This is a genomic window from Streptomyces ardesiacus (assembly GCF_003112575.1).
In the GTDB taxonomy this organism is placed as follows: domain Bacteria; phylum Actinomycetota; class Actinomycetes; order Streptomycetales; family Streptomycetaceae; genus Streptomyces; species Streptomyces ardesiacus.
Window position 1 is genome coordinate 250,858 of sequence record NZ_BEWC01000006.1, and the last position, 17,526, is coordinate 268,383.

Here is a 17,526-nt window from a genome sequence, read left to right on the forward strand (position 1 = left end):
TGACCTGCGGCATGATTGCGAGGCGTGACCGGACGACTGATGCTTCTCGACACCGCCTCCCTCTACTTCCGCGCCTACTTCGGCGTGCCGGACTCGGTGAGGGCGCCCGACGGCACGCCGGTGAACGCCGTGCGCGGGCTGCTGGACTTCATCGACCGCCTGGTGAAGGACCACCGCCCCGACCACCTGGTGGCCTGCATGGACGCCGACTGGCGCCCGCACTGGCGAGTGGAGCTGATCCCCTCCTACAAGGCGCACCGGGTCGCCGAGGAGCGTCCGGCGGGCCCCGACGAGGAGGAGGTGCCCGACACGCTGTCCCCGCAGGTGCCGGTCATCGAGGCGGTCCTCGACGCGCTCGGCATCGCCCGCGTCGGCGTGGCCGGGTACGAGGCGGACGACGTCATCGGCACGTACACCGCGCGGGCCGCGGGCCCGGTCGACATCGTCACCGGCGACCGGGACCTCTACCAGCTCGTCGACGACGCCCGCGGCGTGCGCGTGCTGTACCCGGTCAAGGGGGTCGGCACGCTCAACCTCGTCGACGAGGCCGCGCTGCGCGAGAAGTACGGCGTCGACGGCCGCGGCTACGCCGACCTGGCACTGCTGCGGGGCGACCCGAGCGACGGCCTGCCCGGCGTGCCCGGCATCGGCGAGAAGACGGCGGCCAAGCTGCTCGCCGAGTTCGGCGACCTGGCCGGGATCCGCGCCGCGGCCGACGATCCCGGGGCGAAGCTCACGCCCACGCAGCGCAAGCGGCTCACCGAGGCGGCGCCCTATCTCGACGTCGCCCCGAAGGTCGTACGGGTGGCGGACGACGTCCCGCTGCCGGACACCGGCACGGCGCTGCCGCACGGCCCGCGCGACGCCGGGGCGCTGGACGCGCTGGCCGCACGGTGGGGGCTCGGCGGGTCCCTGCAGCGGCTGCTGGCCACGCTCGGTGCCTGATGCGCGCCCGGTGGGCACCCGTGCCCCGAGCGGCGGGCAGATGCTAGCTTAGGCATACCTAACTCAGGGAAGCAGCAGGGAACAGGGAGGCCGTCATGGCAGACCGTCCGGCACGCAGGCCGCGCAGGCCGCACACGGCGCAGGTCGTCCGTACCGAGCGGCTGACCCCGCACATGCAGCGCGTGGTGCTCGGCGGCGAGGGACTGGCCGCCTTCTCCGCGGACACCTGCACGGACCACTACGTGAAGCTGCTCTTCCCCGCCGGGGGCGCGACCTACCCGGAGCCCTTCGACATGGAGCGGATCCGCGAGGACTTCCCGCGCGAGCAGTGGCCGGTGACCCGGACGTACACCGTGCGCCACTGGGACGCCGAGCACCGCGAGATGACGCTGGACTTCGTCATCCACGGCGACGAGGGCCTCGCCGGGCCCTGGGCCACGCGGGTGCGGCCGGGCGAGAAGATCCACTTCATGGGCCCGGGCGGCGCCTACGCCCCGGACCCGGCCGCCGACTGGCATCTGTTCGCCGGTGACGAGAGCGCGCTGCCCGCGATCGCCCGCTCCCTGGAGGCGCTGCCGGACGGGGCCCGCGCGTTCGCCTTCGTCGAGGTCGAGGGCCCCGAGGAGGAGCAGAAGATCGACTCCGACGTGGAGGTCGTCTGGCTGCACCGCGCGGGCCGTCCGGCCGGGCAGGCCCTGGTCGAGGCCGTGCGCGCGCTGGACTTCCCCGGGGGCAGACTGCACGCCTTCGTCCACGGCGAGGCCGCCTGCGTGAAGGAACTGCGCCGGTATCTGCGGGTGGAGCGCGAGATCCCCCGCGAGGACCTGTCCATCTCCGGCTACTGGCGCCTCGGCCACAACGAGGACGGCTGGCAGGCGTCCAAGCGCGAGTGGAACGCCCGCATCGAGGCGGAACAGGAAAGCCCGACGGCGGCGTAACCCGCTCCCGCGCCGCGCCGCCGCCCGCCACACCGACCCGGCGCGCGGCGCACCCGGCCCCACGAGGGCCCCCTCACGCAGCTTCACGCCCGAGGCCCCCGACCGGCGCGCGTCCGGACACCCGGCATCCCGGGCACTGCGCCCCGGATCCGCGCCCTCGTCCCCTCCCCGGCCCGGCCCGGCGGCCACGCCCCGGAACCCCGCCGACGGGCCCTCGCGTGCCCCCTCCGACACCCGGCCGGCCGCCGCGAACCCGCCCCGCCCGCGGCACACACCCCAGCGCCCCGACGCAGACCCCCCACCCGAAGCAGCACGCCACGCAGGGGCGGCCCCGGCCGATCCCCCGACCCAGACCTCGTCCCGGAGGCCCGTCGTGGCCCTGCGTCCCGGCACTCCCCCTCGGTGAGCCCTCGCACCCGCGGAGCGCGGACCCTCAGTCGCCCCGTACGCGCGCGTGCAGGTGCATGTCGTGCCAGCCGTCGGGGTGGAGGAGGGCGCGGCGCTTGGTGCCCTCCAGGGCGAAGCCGGCCTTGTGGGCCACGCGGCACGAGGCCTCGTTGGCCACCGCGTGGGAGAGTTCCAGGCGCTGGAAGCCGGTCTCGTCCAGGGCCCAGCGGGCGAGGGTGCGTGTGGCCCGCGCGGCGACGCCCCGGCCGCGGGCGTCCGCCGTCGTCCAGTAGGCGACCTCCGCCACCCCGTCGCCGAGCAGAACCTGCCGCAGGGCGACCCGGCCCAGCAGCCGGTCGTCGGCCGCGTCGGCCACGGCCCACTGGGCGTCGCGCTCCCGCTCCCACGCCTGCTGCCACTCGGTGATCCAGCCCCGTACCTCCTCCTCGGAGTCGGCGGCGCGGATGTGCCACTGGTGCATCACCGGGTCCTGGAAGGCCGCGTGCACGGAGGGCGCGTCCTCGGTGCGCCACGGGCGCAGCAGCAGCCCGTCGCCGGTGGGGAGGGTGGGCTGCGGGGTGCGGGAGAGGGTGCCGGCGGGAAGGACCGGGCGGGTCAGGTAGGGCATGGGCGGCATCCTGCCAACGGGGGGAGCCCGCGGCCCAGCGGTTTTCCCGGGTCGCGCCGCCGCCTCGGCCCGCCGCCGCGGGTCGCCGCCTCGTACGCTGGCAGGTGATGAGACGCCGTACCCCTCCCCCGCCCTCGCCCCTGCCGCAGCGCGACGGCATCGACGCGGTGCGCGTGCGGCTGCCCGCGGACGGGCCGTGGTCCACGGTGCGGGAGCACCTGGTGGAGCGGCTGTCGGGCGCGGGCGCCGGCGTGGTGGACGGCATGTTCGACGCCGGGGCGTTCGTCGGGGCGGACGGGAGCACCGTGGCGCGCGACGCGCCGTACGAGCCGGGCCTGTTCGTGTGGTTCCACCGCGAGCTGCCCGCCGAGGTGCCCGTGCCCTTCCCGTTGGAGATCGTGTACCGCGACGAGCACATCGTGGTCGTGGACAAGCCGCACTTCCTGGCCACCACCCCGCGCGGCGGCCACGTCACCCAGACCGCGCTGGCACGGCTGCGCCGGGAGCTGGGCGTGCCGGCGCTCGGTGCCGCCCACCGCCTGGACCGCCTCACCGCGGGCCTGGTGCTGTTCACCGTGCGCCCGGAGGAACGCGGCGCCTACCAGGGGCTGTTCGCCGACCGGCGGGTCGACAAGGAGTACGAGGCCGTCGCCCCGTACGATCCCGCGCTCGCCCTCCCCCGGACGGTCCGCAGCCGGATCCTGAAGGAGCGCGGAGTCCTCGCCGCCCGCGAGGTGGACGGCGAGCCGAACGCCGTGACCCGCGTCGAACTGCTCGGCCACCGGCCCGACCGCGGCCTCGGGCGGTACCGGCTGGTGCCCGGCACCGGCCAGACCCATCAGCTGCGCGTGCACATGAGCGCGCTCGGCGTGCCGATCCTCGGCGACCCCCTCTACCCCGGGGTGGCCGCCCCCGTGCCGGCCGGTGACTTCCGGCGCCCGCTGCAACTGCTCGCGCGCAAGCTGGCGTTCACCGATCCGGTCACGGGGCGCGCGCACCGCTTCCGCAGCGGCCGGTCCCTCGGCGCCTGGACGGCGTACGAGGACTGGGCGGCGTACGGGGACCGCGACGGCTGTCAGTAGCCGCGCCACCAGCGCAGGAAGCGCTGCCACGCGCCCCGGGGCGGCTGCTGCCCCGCGGCCGGCCCCTGCTGGGGCTCGGCGGCCGTCACCGACACGGGCTGCGGCGGCTGGGACGGCAGCGGCGGCTGCGTGCGGGGTTCCGGCTTGGGCATGCCGACGTGCCAGGGGGCGCGCTGGGCCGGGGCGGGGGCGTGGCTCGGCTGCTCCCTGATGTCCTGCTGCGCCCTGGGTTCGAACCGCACCGGCAGTTCCACCAGGTGCCGCGACGCGATCGACGACCGCCACCGCAGCTCGTCCTCGTCGCAGTCGAGCCGTACGTCGGGCAGCCGCATCAGCAGCGCGTCGATTCCGGCGTCGGCGATGGCCCGCCCGATGTCCTGCCCGGGGCACTCGTGCGGGCCGCCGCCGAAGGCGAGGTGGGCTCGGTTGCCCATCATGTCCGCGCTCAGGTCGGGGCGGATGCGCGGGTCGACGTTGCCCGGCGCGATGCCGAACAGGAGGCCGTCGCCGGCGCGGATGCGCTGGCCGCCCAGTTCCGTCTCCTGTTTGGCGAAGTAGGCGAAGACGGTGCTGAACGGCGGCTCGTCCCACAGTGACTGCTCGACCGCCTGGGGCACCGTCATCTGCCCGCCGCTGAGCTGGGCGCGGAAGCCCGGGTCGGTGAGGACCACCCGCAGCACGTTGGCGATGAGGTTGACGGTCGCCTCGTAGGCGGCCAGCAGGACCACCCGCAGGTGTTCGCGGACCTCGTCGTCGGTGAGCCCGGCCGGGTGGGTGACGAGGTGGCCGGCGATGTCGTCGGCCGGTTCGGCCCGGCGGGCGGCGGCGAGCCGGCCCAGCGCCTCCATGACGTAGGCGTGGCTGGCGATCGCCGTGTCGGTGCCCTTGAGGGTGTCGCGGGCGGCCTCCACCAGCCGGTCGTTGTACTCCTCGGGCATGCCGAGCAGATGGCACATCACGCCCATCGGCAGGTGCTCGGCGAACTGGCCGACCAGGTCGGCGCGGCCCTCCTCGCAGAACCGGTTGACGACGCGCTGGGTGTAGCGGTTGATGTGCCGGCGCAGTTCCCGGAAGTCGAGGTCGGACATGGCGCTGGTGACCGCCCCGCGCAGCCGCTTGTGCTCCTCGCCCTCGGCGTGGGAGCAGATGGGCTGCCAGGCGATGTGGGGCATCAGCGGGTGGTCGGGCTTGACCATGCCCTCGTTGAGCGGGGTCCAGATCCGGCTGTCGCGGCAGAACTGGGAGGGGGTGCTCACCATGTGCAGGTTCTCGGCGTGCCCGAGGACCACCCACACGGGTACGTCGTCGTGGAGCAGTGCGGGCGCCACCGGCCCGTGCTGCTCGCGCAGTTGCTCGTACAGCGCTTCCAGGTCGGCCGCCTCGTGCAGCCGGCGCAGTCCGCCCGGCCCGAGGCCGTGTGCGGGGCAGGTGGGCGGTGGTCCGAGCATCGGGTCGCCCGTTCCGGTCGGGGAGTGGCTCTCAGGCGTCACAGTCTCGCTCCGCGGCAAAAGGTGTGGGTCACGTGGGAAAGGGAGGGGGTGTCGGCGGGCGCGGGTCAGGTCAGCGCGCCCTTCACGGCGAGGGAGTGCAGGAAGCGCATCAGGGTCATCAGGACGTCCCGGCTGGAGGCCCGGCGCCGTACGTCGCAGTCGAGGATGGGGATCTCCTCGGGCAGGTCGAGCGCGGTGCGCAGTTCCGCGACGGGGTAACGGGGCGCGTCGGGGAAGCTGTTGACGGCGACGACGAACGGCACGCCGCGTTCCTCCAGGCGTCCCATGACGTCGAAGCTGACCTCCAGACGGCGGGTGTCGACGAGGACGACCGCGCCGAGGGCGCCCTCGAACAGGCCGTTCCACAGGAACCAGAAGCGCTCCTGGCCGGGGGTGCCGAAGAGGTAGAGCACCAGTTCGTCGGTGATGCTGATGCGGCCGAAGTCCATGGCGACGGTGGTGGCCGTCTTGGAGGCCGACCCGTAGTTGTCGTCGACCCCGATGCCGGCCTGGGTCATCGTCTCCTCGGTGGTCAGCGGTCTGATCTCGCTGACCGAGCCGACCATGGTGGTCTTGCCGACCCCGAAGCCGCCCACGATGACGATCTTCACGGCGGCCTCGGCGGTGTGGGGCAGCCGGTCCTCGGTCCGTGGGCCCGGGATCGTGTCAGAGCTTTTGAAGTCCATGCATCACCGCTTCGAGGAGGTTTCGGTCGGCGACCTTCTGGCGGACGATCGGGGCGCGGGCCTGCACCAGTTCCTTCGCCAGCAGGTCGGTGAGGAGCACGGTCACCACGCTGAACGGCAGGCTCAGGTAGGCCGACAGCTCGGCTGTGGACAGGGGGGCCGCGCACAGCCGCAGCAGGGCGGCCTGTTCCGGCGTGGCGGACACCGGGGGGTCGGCGCGGGCCACGATCAGGGTGACGAGGTCGAGGTCGGCGCGTTCGCCGCCCCCTTCGCCGCCGATGACGAAGAGCCGCTCGGGGTTGCGGAGTTCGCCCTCCTTGGCGGGCACGCCGTCGGAGGCCGCCCCGGTGGATCGCCTCTGGCGCTGGGGAGGGGTCATACGGTCTGCCCGTTGCGCCGTGCGGGACTGGTGAGGTGGGGGCCGATCCGGGCGACCAGGTCGGCCATGCTCAGACCCATCCGGCCGGGTTCGCAGCGGACGTCGGAGAGGACGGCGAGGTAGGCGTTGGGCCCGGCGGCCATCAGGTAGAAGTAGCCGCCGTTCATCTCGATGAGCACCATCTTCATGTCGCCGTCGCTGGTGGGGATCTCCTGGCTGACGGCACTGGCGAGGCTCTGCAGGCCGGCGCAGGCGGCGGCGACGCGGTCGGCGGCGTCCGGGTCGCCGGAGTAGCGGGCGATGCGCAGGCCGTCGGCGGAGAGCACGACGATCATCTCGATGCCCGGGACGCCGTCGTAGAGGTCCCGGAGCATCCAGTCGAACTTGCCTTGCTGCTCGATCACTTGAGGTTCCCCTCGTCGTCTGCCGGGGCGTGGGCCGGCGCGTTGCTGCTGGACTGCGGGTGGGTCTGGGTGGTGGTGCCCGGGTGCTGCTTGAGCCCCTCCCAGAAGGCGCCGATGAAGTGACCGGGCGGCAGGCCCTGGTCCTCCTTCTTCGGCGCGGCGTGGGGTCCGGCGGGCGCGGGGACGCCGTCGCGGGCGCGTTCGGCAACCCTGCGGGCCTCGCGTTCGGCGTCCTCGCGTTCCCAGGCGGCCTGTTCGGCCAGGCGCTGGCTGAGCGGCATCCTGACCCGGCTGCGGCGCTGCGGGAGGCCGCCCGCCGTCCACTCGGTCACCTCGGGAACGTCGTCCTCCAGGGGGACCGAGGCGGGGATGCGGGGGCTGGTGGGGCGGCGCTTCTTGGGCTTGCGCTGCGGTCCGGGCAGGGCGTCCGGGCCGGGGGTGGGGATCGAGGTGGCGCCGATGCCGTGGGCGAGGCCGACGCCGGGCTCGGTGGTGAGCATCTTGCTGGGCACGATGAGGATGGCGCGGACGCCGCCGTACGCGGAGGCGCGCAGCGAGACGTCCATGCCGAACTGCGTGCACAGCCGGCCCACCACGGACAGGCCCAGGCGCGGGTGCTGGGCGAGGTCCTGCACGTCGGTGCCGCGTTTGGCCTGTTCGAGCAGGCCCTCGATGCGGGCGCGGGACTCCTCGCTGAGGCTGACGCCGGCGTCCTCGATCTCGATGCACACGCCGCTCTGCACCTCGGTCGCGGTGACGTGCACCTTGGCGGCGGGCGGCGAGTAGCGGGTGGCGTTGTCGAGGAGTTCGGCCGCGGCGTGGATGACGGGTTCGACCGCGGTGCCCTTGATGTTGACCTTGGCGATGGAGGCCAGGTTGATCCGGCGGTACTCCAGGATCCGGGACATGGCACCGCGCAGCACGCTGTAGAGGGCGACCGGTTCGGGCCACTGGCGTCCGGGCCGGCCTCCGCCGATGACGGAGATGGAGTCGGCGAGGCGGCCGATCAGCGAGGTGCCGTGGTCGATGCGCAGGAGGTCGTCGAAGACCTCCGGGTTGCGCCCGTGGTCCTCCTCCATCTCGCGCAGTTCCTTGTTCTGCTGGTGGACGATCGCCTGGACACGGCGGGCGATGTCGACGAAGGAGCGCTCGGCGGACTCCCTCATGGAGTCCTCGTGGTCGACGATCTCGCAGACCATCCGGACCAACTGACGCTGTGGCTCGCCGAGTTCGGCGTACGAGGGGTCCACCTCGCCGAGCCGGTTCATCACCTCGCGGGGCGTGGCGCCCCGGCGCATGAACCGCAGGACGTTCGGGATGACCTCGGCCCCGAGGCGGACCATCTCCTCGTGGTGGCCCGCGGCCCGGTGGTCCAGGTAGGCGGTGTGACGGGCGTGTTCGGCGCGCTGGGCCCGCAGCACGCGGCCGCGGCGCACGGCTTCGGCGGCCGCGGTGAGCACCAGGAGGGTGGCGACGGCACCGCACAGGCCGACGGCGGGCCGGGCCGGTTCCGTCACGAGGGCGACGGCGGCCCCGGTGACCGCGGCCATCACTATGACCGGCAGCAACAGCACGCGCGCATAGGGAAGTTCGCGGCGACCTGGAGGGGAATCAACACTCACCATGTAGGCCTTCTGAAACGAGTCGGCGGGGATGGGCACGCATGCGGCGGGGTAGGCCGGGGACTTTCCGGGAGCTTCGGCGCATGGGGAACAAGCGCGCGATTTCACCTCAACTCGGTGCGCTGCGGGCGAGCTTAGTCCGACCGGATCATCGTGGTGTCATATTCGGCAAGCACCTGAAACGGCCCCGGCCGCTGGAGTAGGGTCGGGCCCATTTGCACGGCCCGGAGTCATTCGAACACATGCAGTAGTGCGCTCACGGCGTACGAGAACAGGCCCGGCGGGTTCTCCCGCCGGGCCTGTGGGGTGTCGGGGCCGGGTCAGCCCACGGACGAGTAGGCGACCACTCCGCGCAGCAGCTCGTCGACGGCCTTGCGCGCGTTCTTCGGCACGGTGGAGCCGGTACCGGGCGCGGCGGCCGCGATCTGGCCGAGGACGTCGATGACCTGCTTGCACCAGCGCACGAAGTCACCGGCCGGCATCTCCGCCTCGCGCAGCACCTCGTCGAGGCCCTTGCCGGACGCCCACATGTACGCCGCCCAGGCGAAGCCGAGGTCGGGCTCGCGCTGGCCCACCCCTTCGGTCTGGCTGATCCGGAAGTCCTCCTCCAGGGCGTCGAGCCGGCCCCAGATCCGGACCGTCTCGCCGAGGGCGGCCTTGGCCTTGCCCGAGGGCACCTTCGGCGCCATCGCGTCGTCGGCGGCCCGGGACTCGTAGACCAGCGCCGAGACGCAGGCGGCGAGCTCGGCCGGGGACAGCCCCTCCCAGACGCCCTCGCGCAGGCACTCGCTGGCGAGCAGGTCCAGCTCGCCGTAGAGCCGCGCCAGGCGCTTGCCGTGCTCGGTCACCTCGTCGCCGCGCAGGTAGTCCAGCTCGGTCAGCAGTGCCACGATCCGGTCGAAGGTGCGGGCGATGGTGTTCGTGCGGCCCTCGATCCGGCGCTCCAGCTGCGAGGTGTCGCGCAGCAGCCGGTGGTAGCGCTCGGCCCAGCGGGCGTGGTCCTCGCGGTCGTCGCAGCCGTGGCAGGGGTGGGCGCGGATCGCCTTGCGCAGCCGGGCGATCTCCCGGTCGTCGGCCGCCTGGGAGCGCTTCTTGCGGGCCCGCTCCGGCGGGATGTGCCCGGCCTTCGTGCGCAGCGCGGAGGCCAGGTCGCGGCGGGACTGCGGCGAGCGCGGGTTGAACGTCTTCGGGATCCGCATCCGGTCCAGCGCCTCGACGGGCACGGGGAAGTCGATCGACGCCAGCCGCTTGACCTGCCGCTCGGCGGTCAGCACCAGCGGGCGGGGCCCGTCGTGGTGGTCGAAGCCGCGGTGGCCGTTGGACCGCCCTGCGGGCAGCCCCGGGTCGAGGACCAGGGCGAGGCCGGCGTACTTGCCGGTGGGCACGTGGATGACGTCGCCCGGCTTCAGCTTCTCCAGCGCGACGGCGGCCTCGGCACGCCGCTGGTTGGCGCCCTGGCGGGCGAGCTCCTGCTCGCGGTCCTTCAGCTCCCGGCGCAGCCGGGCGTACTCGTCGAAGTCGCCGAGGTGGCAGGTCATGGAGGCCTTGTAGCCCTCCAGTCCCTCCTCGTTGCGCTGCACCTGCCGGGAGATCCCGACGACCGACTTGTCCGCCTGGAACTGCGCGAAGGACGTCTCCAGCAGCTCCCGCGAGCGGTGCCGGCCGAACTGCTCGACCAGGTTGACCGCCATGTTGTACGACGGCTTGAAGCTGGAGCGCAGCGGATAGGTGCGGGTGCCGGCCAGTCCCGCGAGGTGCTCGGGGTTCATGCCGCGCTGCCACAGCACCACGGCGTGCCCCTCGACGTCGATGCCGCGTCGCCCGGCCCGGCCGGTGAGCTGGGTGAACTCGCCGGGGGTGATGTCGGCGTGCTGTTCGCCGTTCCACTTGACGAGCTTCTCCAGCACGACCGAGCGGGCGGGCATGTTGATGCCGAGGGCGAGGGTCTCGGTCGCGAAGACGGCCTTCACCAGGCCGCGGACGAACAGCTCCTCGACGACCTCCTTGAAGGTGGGCAGCATGCCCGCGTGGTGGGCGGCGATGCCGCGCTCCAGGCCCTCCAGCCACTCGTAGTAGCCCAGGACGTGCAGGTCCTCGCGTGGGATGGAGGCGGTGCGCTCCTGGACGAGGGCCCGCACCCGCTCCCGGGCGCCCTCGTCGTTGAGCCGGAGGCCGGCGTACAGGCACTGCTGGACGGCGGCCTCGCAGCCGGCCCGGCTGAAGATGAAGGTGATCGCGGGCAGCAGGCCCTCGGAGTCCAGCCGCTCGATGACCTCGGGACGGCTCGGCGTCCACACCCGCGAGCGCTGTCTGCGCTCCCGCTCCCGGTCGGCCTCCTTCATGGCGCGCCCGCGCCTGCGGTCCTGGTAGGAGGGGCGGCTCGCCTCCAGGCGGGCCATGCGCGTCAGGTCCGGGTTGACGGCCTTCTTGTGGCCCTCGCCCTCCTCGAACAGGTCGTACATCCGGCGCCCGGCCAGCACGTGCTGGAACAGCGGCACGGGCCGGTGCTCGGAGACGATCACCTGGGTGTCGCCGCGCACGGTGTCGAGCCAGTCGCCGAACTCCTCCGCGTTCGACACGGTCGCCGACAGTGACACCAGGGTCACGGACTCGGGGAGGTGGATGATCACTTCCTCCCACACGGCGCCGCGGAAGCGGTCGGAGAGGTAGTGCACCTCGTCCATGACCACGTGGCCGAGGCCGAGGAGGGTCTGCGAGCCCGCGTACAGCATGTTCCGCAGGACCTCGGTGGTCATCACGACCACCGGGGCGTCGGAGTTCACGCTGTTGTCGCCGGTGAGCAGGCCCACCTTGTCCGTGCCGTAGCGGCGGCACAGATCGGCGTACTTCTGGTTCGACAGGGCCTTGATGGGCGTCGTGTAGAAGCACTTCCTGCCCTGCTGGAGGGCGAGGTGGACGGCGAACTCGCCGACGATCGTCTTGCCGGAGCCGGTGGGCGCGGCCACCAGGACGCCCTTGCCCGCCTCGAGCGCCTGACAGGCCTCGATCTGGAAGGGGTCGAGGCCGAAGTCGTACATCTCGCGGAAGGTGGCGAGCGCGGTGGCCTGCTCGGCAGCGCGCTGACGGGCTGCCGCGTACCGCTCGGCCGGTGAGAGATCCTCTGTCATCGTGCTTTCGAGCGTACCGGGCCGCACTGACAACCGGACGATCATTATCGGGATCGGCCGTGTGGGGGTTCCGTGGGGGCGGCGGCGCCCTGCGTCACCGCCCCGGCGGCCCTCAGGTCACGTCGTCGTACCCGTTGACCCGGTCCTTCGTGGCCTGCTCGGGCAGGGCACGGGCGGTGGTCACGGGCTCGGCCTCACCGACGTCCTCGGGCGTGAGGTCCAGGTCGGAGGCCTCGTCGTCGTCGGGTTCCAGGGCCTCGCGGCGGCTCTTGCGGCGGTCGTTCAGCAGCGCGACGGTGACCGCGCCGAAGTACAGGACCCAGATCGGTCCGGCCAGCATGAGCATGGTCAGGGGGTCCGTGCTCGGCGTGGCGACGGCCGCGAACACCGTGATGCCCATGATCATCCCGCGCCACCAGCCGAGCATCCGCTTGCCGGACAGCACTCCGGTGAGGTTGAGCATCACCAGCAGCAGGGGCAGCTCGAAGGAGAGGCCGAAGACGAGCACCATGCGCGTGACGAGGTCGAGCAGGTCGTCCAGCGGCAGCAGGTTGTCGACGTCGCTCGGGGTGAACTCGATCAGCACCTTCGCGGAGGTGGGCAGCACCGCGTAGGCGAAGTAGGCGCCGACGAGGAAGAGCGGGGCGCCGGTGGCCACGAAGGCGTAGGCGTACTTCCTCTCGTTCCTGTGCAGGCCCGGGGCGACGAACGCCCACAGCTGGTAGAGCCAGACCGGGGAGGCCAGCACGACACCCGCCGTCAGGGAGACCTTCAGGGCCAGGGTGAAGGGGCCGAGCAGACCGTTGATGGTGATCTGCGCGCAGGGTTCGGAGCCTGCCTTCGCCTGGGCCAGCTCACCGAACGACTTGTCACAGCCGACCGACTTCAGAATCGGTTCGGTGAGGACGTTGATGATCTCCTGATAGAAGAAGGCGGCGACCACGGTGACGACGACGATGGCCAGCACGGCCTTCGCAAGCCGGTTGCGGAGCTCACGAAGGTGCTCCGCGAGCGGCATCCGCCCCTCGGGATCCTTCTCCTTGTTGCGGGCAGACTTCAGCAACCCACGTTCCCATCTCGTGCGGCGGGCCGGAGGTCACCGGCCCTGTGTCAGCGCTTGGTCGTGTCCGTCGGCTCGGTGACCGGCCGGGAGCTGGTCACGTCGCCGGGGGCGGCCTGGATGGTGCGCTGCGCCGCGGACTGCTCCGGGTTCGGCGGGTCGGCGGGGGCGGCCTCGTCGGTCTTGCCCTCGCTCTTCATCGCCTTGGCCTCGCTCTTGAGGATGCGCGCCGACTTGCCGAGCGAGCGCGCCATGTCCGGAAGCTTCTTCGCGCCGAACAGCAGGATGATGACGACGAGGATGAGAATGATCTCGGGGGCGCCGAGCCTTCCGAACATAAGTCTTTACCTTCTCACCGAGGCGGCTGGGTGGGGGTGCTGTCCGACCGGCCGGACATGCGTCCGATCGATCGACTTGTGCAGCGATCGTAACGCTCAGGGGTGAACGCGAGGCAATCCCCGTGCGTACTCCCGTCCGCGACCGGGCCTCGTTTTCCTGGCCGCGACCAGCAGCGTACCGTCCGGAACCCGTGAGGTGACAGGGCGAAGTGCCCCAAAACATAACTCGCACCCGTCCGCCGGGGCACCCGCCGGACCTCCCGGCGGCGGGTTCACGCGGTCACAAGGCGTCGACGGCACGGGCGGCGCTCTCGGTCGCCCGCTCCAGGTCCTCCGCGGCCCGGCTGATCCGGCGGGCGGAGTCCGACACCTGCCGGCCGAGGCGCTGCGCCTCCACGAACACCTTCACGGCGAACACCGCGAGGACGGCAAGACCCAGGAATCCCGCGGCAACCGCGAACATCGGCCAGAACATGACGTCGAGACTAGACGGTGGAGTGCAGCCGCAGGGTTCTGACCCCACCGCCGGTGAGCAGCTCCACGACCCGCTCTCCCGCCGGCTTGCGCACGGCCGACCCGCACTCGGGGCAGGTGAACGAGTAGAACGTGGTCCGGCTCGTGGCGCCGATGGCCAGGCGCAGGGCGCTCGCGGCGAGTTCGAAGCGGCCCCGGCACTCCGGACAGCCCGCCTTGAAGACGACCGGTGACACACGTCTCATACCGGCGAACGCGACCGCGGCGGTCATGCCCGGCCCGGAAGGCCCGGAAGGCTGGGACGGTCCGGAAGACCCGGTGGGCCGGGACGGCCCGGAAGGCCCGGAAGAGCCGGAAGGGCCGGACGGCCCCAGGGGGTTGCTCACCGTGCGTGCTCCTGCCTGTCGTGCCGCCCGTCGACCGCCCCGGCCGTCCCCGTCCCGTCGTACGCGGCCAGCGCCTCGCGGGCGGCCTGCCGGGCACTGTCGGCGAGGGCGGGCGGGGAGACGATCCGCCCGTCGCGCCCCAGCCGCAGCGCCAGCCTCCGCAGGGAGGCCGGGTCGGGCGTGCGCAGGGTGATGCGCAGCCCGCCGTCGGGGAGTTCGTCCGCGCTGTCGTGCGGGTAGTACTCGGCCACCCAGCGCCCGCCCGGGCCGACCTCCACGACCACCTCGGGATCCTCGGCGGCGGGCTGCACCAGACCCTCCGACAGGTCCCGCAGCTCCACCTCCGGCGGCGCGGACGGCTCGTCCAGGATGCGGATCTCGGCCACCCGGTCCAGCCGGAAGGTGCGCCGCGCCTCGGAACGGCGGCACCACGCCTCCACGTACGTGTGCCCGACGCTGACCAGCCGGATGGGGTCGATCTCCCGCTCGGTGACCTCGTCGCGGGCCGGCGAGTAGTAGCGGATCCACAGCCGGCGGCGCTCCGAGATGGCCCGGTCGACGTCGGCGAAGACACCGCCCTCGGACTCGAAGGTGACGGACAGACGCGAGCTGGCACCGGCGGCCTCGCCGGCCGAGGTCTCCACCTTCGCCGTCGCCCGCAGCAGCGCCTGCCGGTCGCTCTCGCGCAGCCCGGGCAGGGTCGCGACGGCCCGGGCGGCGACCAGCAGCGCCGTGGCCTCGTCCGCGGCCAGCCGCAGCGGTTCGGCGGCGTCCGCGCCGAGCGCGGCGGGATTGTGCCACCAGATGCGCTCGCCGTCGGTGTCGATGTCGAGGAGGTCGCCGCCGCGGAAACTGGTGCCGCACATGGGCAGCACGTCGAGGTCGGAGACCAGCTCGTCCTCGGTGATCCCGAAGGCGCGCGCCACGTCCTCGATACGGGCCCCGGGGCGCTCGCGCAGATACGTCACCAGGGACAGCATCCGCCGGGTCTGGTCGATGGCGTTCACGGGCCTGACCGGTTTGCCTGCCACAGTGTTGTCCGCTCCCCCTCAGCCCTTGGCGACGGCACGCAGCCGGTCCACCACGTCCGCACGCAACTCCGCCGGCTCCAGCACCACCACGTCCGGCCCGAACTCCACCAGCCAGGCGTCCAGGCCGTGCCCGTACGGAATCTCCAACTCGTCCCAGCCGTCACCGAGTTCCCGCACCCCGGTGGCCTTCGCCCGCAGGGGGTACCCCGCGCCCGCGCGCAGCCGGATGAGCGCGGACCGGTCGGCGCTCTCCCCCGCCCAGCTCGCGACCGTCTCCCGCACGGTGACGACGTCCGGCACCGGTGCGGTGAACCGCGCGCCGCGCGAGCGGACCTTCCCCGTGATCCGCGACAGCCGGAACACCCGCTCCGCACCCCGGTCGCGGTCGAAACCGGCCAGGTACCAGTGGCCGCGCCAGCACTCCAGCGCCCACGGCTCCACGTGCCTGGACTCGGGCTGGGCGGCGTTCGCCTTGCGGTAGTCGAAGACGACCGGCCGGCGGTCGCGGCAGGCCAGCATCAGCGGCTCGAAGGCCGCCTCGTGCACCGGGATGCGGGGCTCCAGGGCGCCGTGCGCCTCGTACGGGTCGACGTCCTCGGGCAGCCCGGCCGCCCGCAGCTTCTGCAGCGCGCCGCTCGCGGCACCGGCGAGCCGGGCCTGCTGCCAGACCTTCGCGGCCAGGCCCAGCGCGGCGGCCTCCTCCGCGTCCAGGGTGATGGGCGGCAGCCGGTTGCTGTCCCGGCGGGCCAGGTAGCCGATCTCGCCGTCGAGGCTCTCCACGGTCTCGATGACCAGCCCCAGTTCGCGCAGGTCGTCCTTGTCCCGCTCGAACATGCGGTTGAAGGAGTCGTCGGAGCCCGCCTCGAGATAGGCCTCGACCGACTCGCGCAGCTCACGCTTGCTGAGTGGCCGCCGTGTCCCGAGAAGACACAGCGCCAGGTTCATCAGCCGCTCGGCCTTGGCAATGGCCATCGACGCCCTTCTCCCTATGGTGCTTACGACGGATGACCGTACCGTCCCGCGGTGGCGCGGCAAAAGCCGAGGGCCCACGCCCGGACGGGCATGGACCCCAGGTGACCGGCTCTGATCGCCGTCCGTTCGGACTTCGGTCAGACTCCGAGCAGATCGACCACGAAGATCAGCGTCGAGCCGGGCGGGATCGCCGGGGTCGGGCTCTGGTCGCCGTAGGCGAGGTGCGGGGGGATGGTCAGCCGGCGGCGGCCGCCGACCTTCATGCCCTGCACGCCCTGGTCCCAGCCCTGGATGACGCGGCCGCCACCGAGCGGGAAGCGGAAGGGAGCACCGCGGTTCCAGCTCGCGTCGAACTCCTCGCCCGTGCTGAAGGTCACGCCCACGTAGTGGACGGTCACGGTCTGCCCGGCCTCGGCAACCGGGCCGTCGCCCTCCCAGATGTCCTTGATCTCGAGGTCCGCGGGGGGCTCCCCCTCCGGGAAGTCGACCTCGGGCTTGTCGATGCTCACGTGTTCAGCTCCTGCTTGTCTGCGGAAAGGCAACGGCCCAAGTCTTGCATCCCCGGGAGGTCACATCTTCGCGAGGATGTCCACGGAGAAGACCAGCGTGGAGTCCTTCTTGATGTCGCTGCCCTGCGGCGGATTGTCCCCGTACCCCAGGTCCGGCGGGATGACGACGAGAACGCGGCTGCCGACCTTCTTGCCGGTCAGACCCTGCGCCCAGCCCTTGACCACCTGCTGCAGCGAGAACGACGTGAGCTGCTTCCTGGCGTACGTCGAGTCGAACTCCTTGCCGCCGTCCCACAGCACGCCCTTGTACTGCACGAGCACGCTGTCCTGGGCGCCCACCTCGGCGCCGTCGCCCTCCAGGACGTACTGCGCGACGAGCTTCTTCGGCGCGTCGGTCTTCGGCACCTCGATGGAGGGCGCCGCGCCGTCCGTGTTGGTGCCCACCTTCGGCAGCGCGGCGTCGTCCTGCGGGACCTGCTTGCCCCGGGCACTGCTCTTCGCGTTGAAGGTGTCCTTGATGTCGACCACGAACACCAGCGTGTCGTCACCCTTGATGCCGGCCTGCTCGTTGCCCTGCTCCCCGTACCCCCACGTGGGCGGCACGGAGAACTCGACGCGGCTGCCGGTCTTCTTGCCGGTGAGCGCGTACCGCCAGCCGTCGATGATGCTGCCCTGGGCGAGCTGGATGACCAGGGGGGTCTTGCGGTCGTAGGAGTTGTCGAAGACCTTCGCGCTCGACCAGACCTGGCCCAGGTAGTCCGCCGCGATGAAGTCGTTCTCCGCGACGGCCCTGCCGCCGCCCGCGACGACCGTCTTGACCGCGACGTCCTTGGACGGCTCGCCGCTGCCCTTGGCCACGGTCGGCTTCTCGCCGAACTTCGTCCCCGCGGTGATCGCCGGCAGCGGACCGTCGACGATCTTCGGCGGCGGCGCGGACCCGGCCGACGCCTGCGGCGACGGGCTGTCGCTCGCGTTGCTCGATGAGCCGGAGCCGTCGTCACCGCAGGCGGAGAGCGTGACCAGTCCCGCGGGGACGGCGATGAGGAGGGAGCGTCGGCGCACGGTGG

General features: G+C 72.5%; 18 protein-coding genes. 3 read left to right on the forward strand and 15 right to left on the reverse strand.

Annotated elements, in window-relative coordinates:
- The first annotated feature begins 39 nt into the window (after positions 1 to 39).
- Complete coding sequence (locus Sdi02f_RS21220) at positions 40 to 945, forward strand: 5'-3' exonuclease (protein WP_053665188.1); 906 nt, start codon at positions 40 to 42, stop codon at positions 943 to 945.
- Positions 946 to 1,040: 95 nt separating this feature from the next.
- Complete coding sequence (locus tag Sdi02f_RS21225; RefSeq protein WP_031087566.1) at positions 1,041 to 1,883, forward strand: siderophore-interacting protein; 843 nt, start codon at positions 1,041 to 1,043, stop codon at positions 1,881 to 1,883.
- A gap of 433 nt (positions 1,884 to 2,316) precedes the next feature.
- Here Sdi02f_RS21225 and Sdi02f_RS21230 read toward each other — a convergent pair whose 3' ends face one another.
- Entirely contained in the window at positions 2,317 to 2,898 is a 582-nt protein-coding gene (locus Sdi02f_RS21230; protein WP_167458221.1) for a GNAT family N-acetyltransferase, read from the reverse strand.
- A gap of 107 nt (positions 2,899 to 3,005) precedes the next feature.
- Between Sdi02f_RS21230 and Sdi02f_RS21235 the strand changes: the two genes are divergently transcribed.
- A complete protein-coding gene (locus tag Sdi02f_RS21235; RefSeq protein WP_108933845.1) occupies positions 3,006 to 3,980 on the forward strand; it encodes an RluA family pseudouridine synthase in 975 nt (324 codons plus the stop codon).
- Here the strand turns inward: Sdi02f_RS21235 and Sdi02f_RS21240 are convergent.
- The 14 genes from Sdi02f_RS21240 to Sdi02f_RS21305 all read right to left on the reverse strand — a co-directional run bounded on the left by Sdi02f_RS21240 (position 3,974) and on the right by Sdi02f_RS21305 (position 17,521).
- Positions 3,974 to 5,470 carry a cytochrome P450 gene (locus Sdi02f_RS21240; RefSeq protein ID WP_030404701.1) on the reverse strand — a complete coding sequence of 499 codons (1,497 nt, stop codon included), beginning with the start codon at positions 5,468 to 5,470 and terminating at the stop codon, positions 3,974 to 3,976. The two genes, Sdi02f_RS21235 and Sdi02f_RS21240, sit on opposite strands and share 7 nt — an antisense overlap.
- Positions 5,471 to 5,535: 65 nt before the next feature.
- Entirely contained in the window at positions 5,536 to 6,156 is a 621-nt protein-coding gene (locus Sdi02f_RS21245) for a GTP-binding protein (RefSeq protein ID WP_030404700.1), read from the reverse strand.
- Positions 6,137 to 6,535 carry a DUF742 domain-containing protein gene (locus Sdi02f_RS21250; protein ID WP_030404699.1) on the reverse strand — a complete coding sequence of 133 codons (399 nt, stop codon included), beginning with the start codon at positions 6,533 to 6,535 and terminating at the stop codon, positions 6,137 to 6,139. The genes Sdi02f_RS21245 and Sdi02f_RS21250 overlap by 20 nt, the downstream gene beginning before the upstream one ends.
- Positions 6,532 to 6,909, reverse strand: a complete 378-nt coding sequence (locus Sdi02f_RS21255) for a roadblock/LC7 domain-containing protein (protein WP_167308645.1) — start codon at positions 6,907 to 6,909, stop codon at positions 6,532 to 6,534. The genes Sdi02f_RS21250 and Sdi02f_RS21255 overlap by 4 nt, the downstream gene beginning before the upstream one ends.
- Positions 6,910 to 6,935: 26 nt before the next feature.
- Entirely contained in the window at positions 6,936 to 8,564 is a 1,629-nt protein-coding gene (locus tag Sdi02f_RS21260) for a sensor histidine kinase (protein WP_055468370.1), read from the reverse strand.
- A 317-nt stretch (positions 8,565 to 8,881) separates the two neighbouring features.
- Positions 8,882 to 11,734 carry a DEAD/DEAH box helicase gene (locus Sdi02f_RS21265; RefSeq protein ID WP_030404697.1) on the reverse strand — a complete coding sequence of 951 codons (2,853 nt, stop codon included), beginning with the start codon at positions 11,732 to 11,734 and terminating at the stop codon, positions 8,882 to 8,884.
- 67 nt (positions 11,735 to 11,801) lie between these two features.
- Complete coding sequence (tatC, locus tag Sdi02f_RS21270; protein ID WP_030404696.1) at positions 11,802 to 12,752, reverse strand: twin-arginine translocase subunit TatC; 951 nt, start codon at positions 12,750 to 12,752, stop codon at positions 11,802 to 11,804.
- Positions 12,753 to 12,799: 47 nt separating this feature from the next.
- A complete protein-coding gene (gene tatA / locus Sdi02f_RS21275) occupies positions 12,800 to 13,087 on the reverse strand; it encodes a Sec-independent protein translocase subunit TatA (protein ID WP_030404695.1) in 288 nt (95 codons plus the stop codon).
- 280 nt (positions 13,088 to 13,367) lie between these two features.
- Positions 13,368 to 13,562: a hypothetical protein gene (locus Sdi02f_RS21280; RefSeq protein WP_030404694.1), complete on the reverse strand. Its 195-nt coding sequence runs from the start codon at positions 13,560 to 13,562 to the stop codon at positions 13,368 to 13,370.
- Positions 13,563 to 13,572: 10 nt separating this feature from the next.
- Positions 13,573 to 13,833 carry a hypothetical protein gene (locus Sdi02f_RS21285; RefSeq protein WP_030404693.1) on the reverse strand — a complete coding sequence of 87 codons (261 nt, stop codon included), beginning with the start codon at positions 13,831 to 13,833 and terminating at the stop codon, positions 13,573 to 13,575.
- A gap of 110 nt (positions 13,834 to 13,943) precedes the next feature.
- The gene (locus tag Sdi02f_RS21290; RefSeq protein WP_063788256.1) at positions 13,944 to 14,978 is read right to left on the reverse strand and encodes a helix-turn-helix transcriptional regulator; all 1,035 of its coding nucleotides are present in this window, start codon (positions 14,976 to 14,978) and stop codon (positions 13,944 to 13,946) included.
- A gap of 18 nt (positions 14,979 to 14,996) precedes the next feature.
- Positions 14,997 to 15,950 (reverse strand): helix-turn-helix transcriptional regulator, encoded by a 954-nt coding sequence (locus tag Sdi02f_RS21295; protein WP_030404691.1) that lies wholly within the window; start codon positions 15,948 to 15,950, stop codon positions 14,997 to 14,999.
- 137 nt (positions 15,951 to 16,087) lie between these two features.
- Positions 16,088 to 16,459: an FKBP-type peptidyl-prolyl cis-trans isomerase gene (locus tag Sdi02f_RS21300; RefSeq protein ID WP_030404690.1), complete on the reverse strand. Its 372-nt coding sequence runs from the start codon at positions 16,457 to 16,459 to the stop codon at positions 16,088 to 16,090.
- Positions 16,460 to 16,519: 60 nt separating this feature from the next.
- The gene (locus Sdi02f_RS21305; protein ID WP_030404689.1) at positions 16,520 to 17,521 is read right to left on the reverse strand and encodes an FKBP-type peptidyl-prolyl cis-trans isomerase; all 1,002 of its coding nucleotides are present in this window, start codon (positions 17,519 to 17,521) and stop codon (positions 16,520 to 16,522) included.
- Between the last annotated feature and the right edge of the window lie 5 nt (positions 17,522 to 17,526).

Excerpts from the sequence above, each read along its gene's own strand:
- Sdi02f_RS21220 (WP_053665188.1), top strand. The coding sequence starts at position 40 with ATGCTTCTCGACACCGCCTCCCTCTACTTCCGCGCCTACTTCGGCGTG.
- Sdi02f_RS21225 (WP_031087566.1), top strand. The coding sequence starts at position 1,041 with ATGGCAGACCGTCCGGCACGCAGGCCGCGCAGGCCGCACACGGCGCAG.
- Sdi02f_RS21230 (WP_167458221.1), bottom strand. The coding sequence starts at position 2,898 with ATGCCCTACCTGACCCGCCCGGTCCTTCCCGCCGGCACCCTCTCCCGC.
- Sdi02f_RS21235 (WP_108933845.1), top strand. The coding sequence starts at position 3,006 with ATGAGACGCCGTACCCCTCCCCCGCCCTCGCCCCTGCCGCAGCGCGAC.
- Sdi02f_RS21245 (WP_030404700.1), bottom strand. The coding sequence starts at position 6,156 with ATGGACTTCAAAAGCTCTGACACGATCCCGGGCCCACGGACCGAGGAC.
- Sdi02f_RS21250 (WP_030404699.1), bottom strand. The coding sequence starts at position 6,535 with ATGACCCCTCCCCAGCGCCAGAGGCGATCCACCGGGGCGGCCTCCGAC.
- Sdi02f_RS21255 (WP_167308645.1), bottom strand. The coding sequence starts at position 6,909 with ATGCTCCGGGACCTCTACGACGGCGTCCCGGGCATCGAGATGATCGTC.
- Sdi02f_RS21260 (WP_055468370.1), bottom strand. The coding sequence starts at position 8,564 with ATGGTGAGTGTTGATTCCCCTCCAGGTCGCCGCGAACTTCCCTATGCG.
- Sdi02f_RS21265 (WP_030404697.1), bottom strand. The coding sequence starts at position 11,734 with ATGATCGTCCGGTTGTCAGTGCGGCCCGGTACGCTCGAAAGCACGATG.
- tatA (WP_030404695.1), bottom strand. The coding sequence starts at position 13,087 with ATGTTCGGAAGGCTCGGCGCCCCCGAGATCATTCTCATCCTCGTCGTC.
- Sdi02f_RS21280 (WP_030404694.1), bottom strand. The coding sequence starts at position 13,562 with ATGTTCTGGCCGATGTTCGCGGTTGCCGCGGGATTCCTGGGTCTTGCC.
- Sdi02f_RS21285 (WP_030404693.1), bottom strand. The coding sequence starts at position 13,833 with ATGACCGCCGCGGTCGCGTTCGCCGGTATGAGACGTGTGTCACCGGTC.
- Sdi02f_RS21295 (WP_030404691.1), bottom strand. The coding sequence starts at position 15,950 with ATGGCCATTGCCAAGGCCGAGCGGCTGATGAACCTGGCGCTGTGTCTT.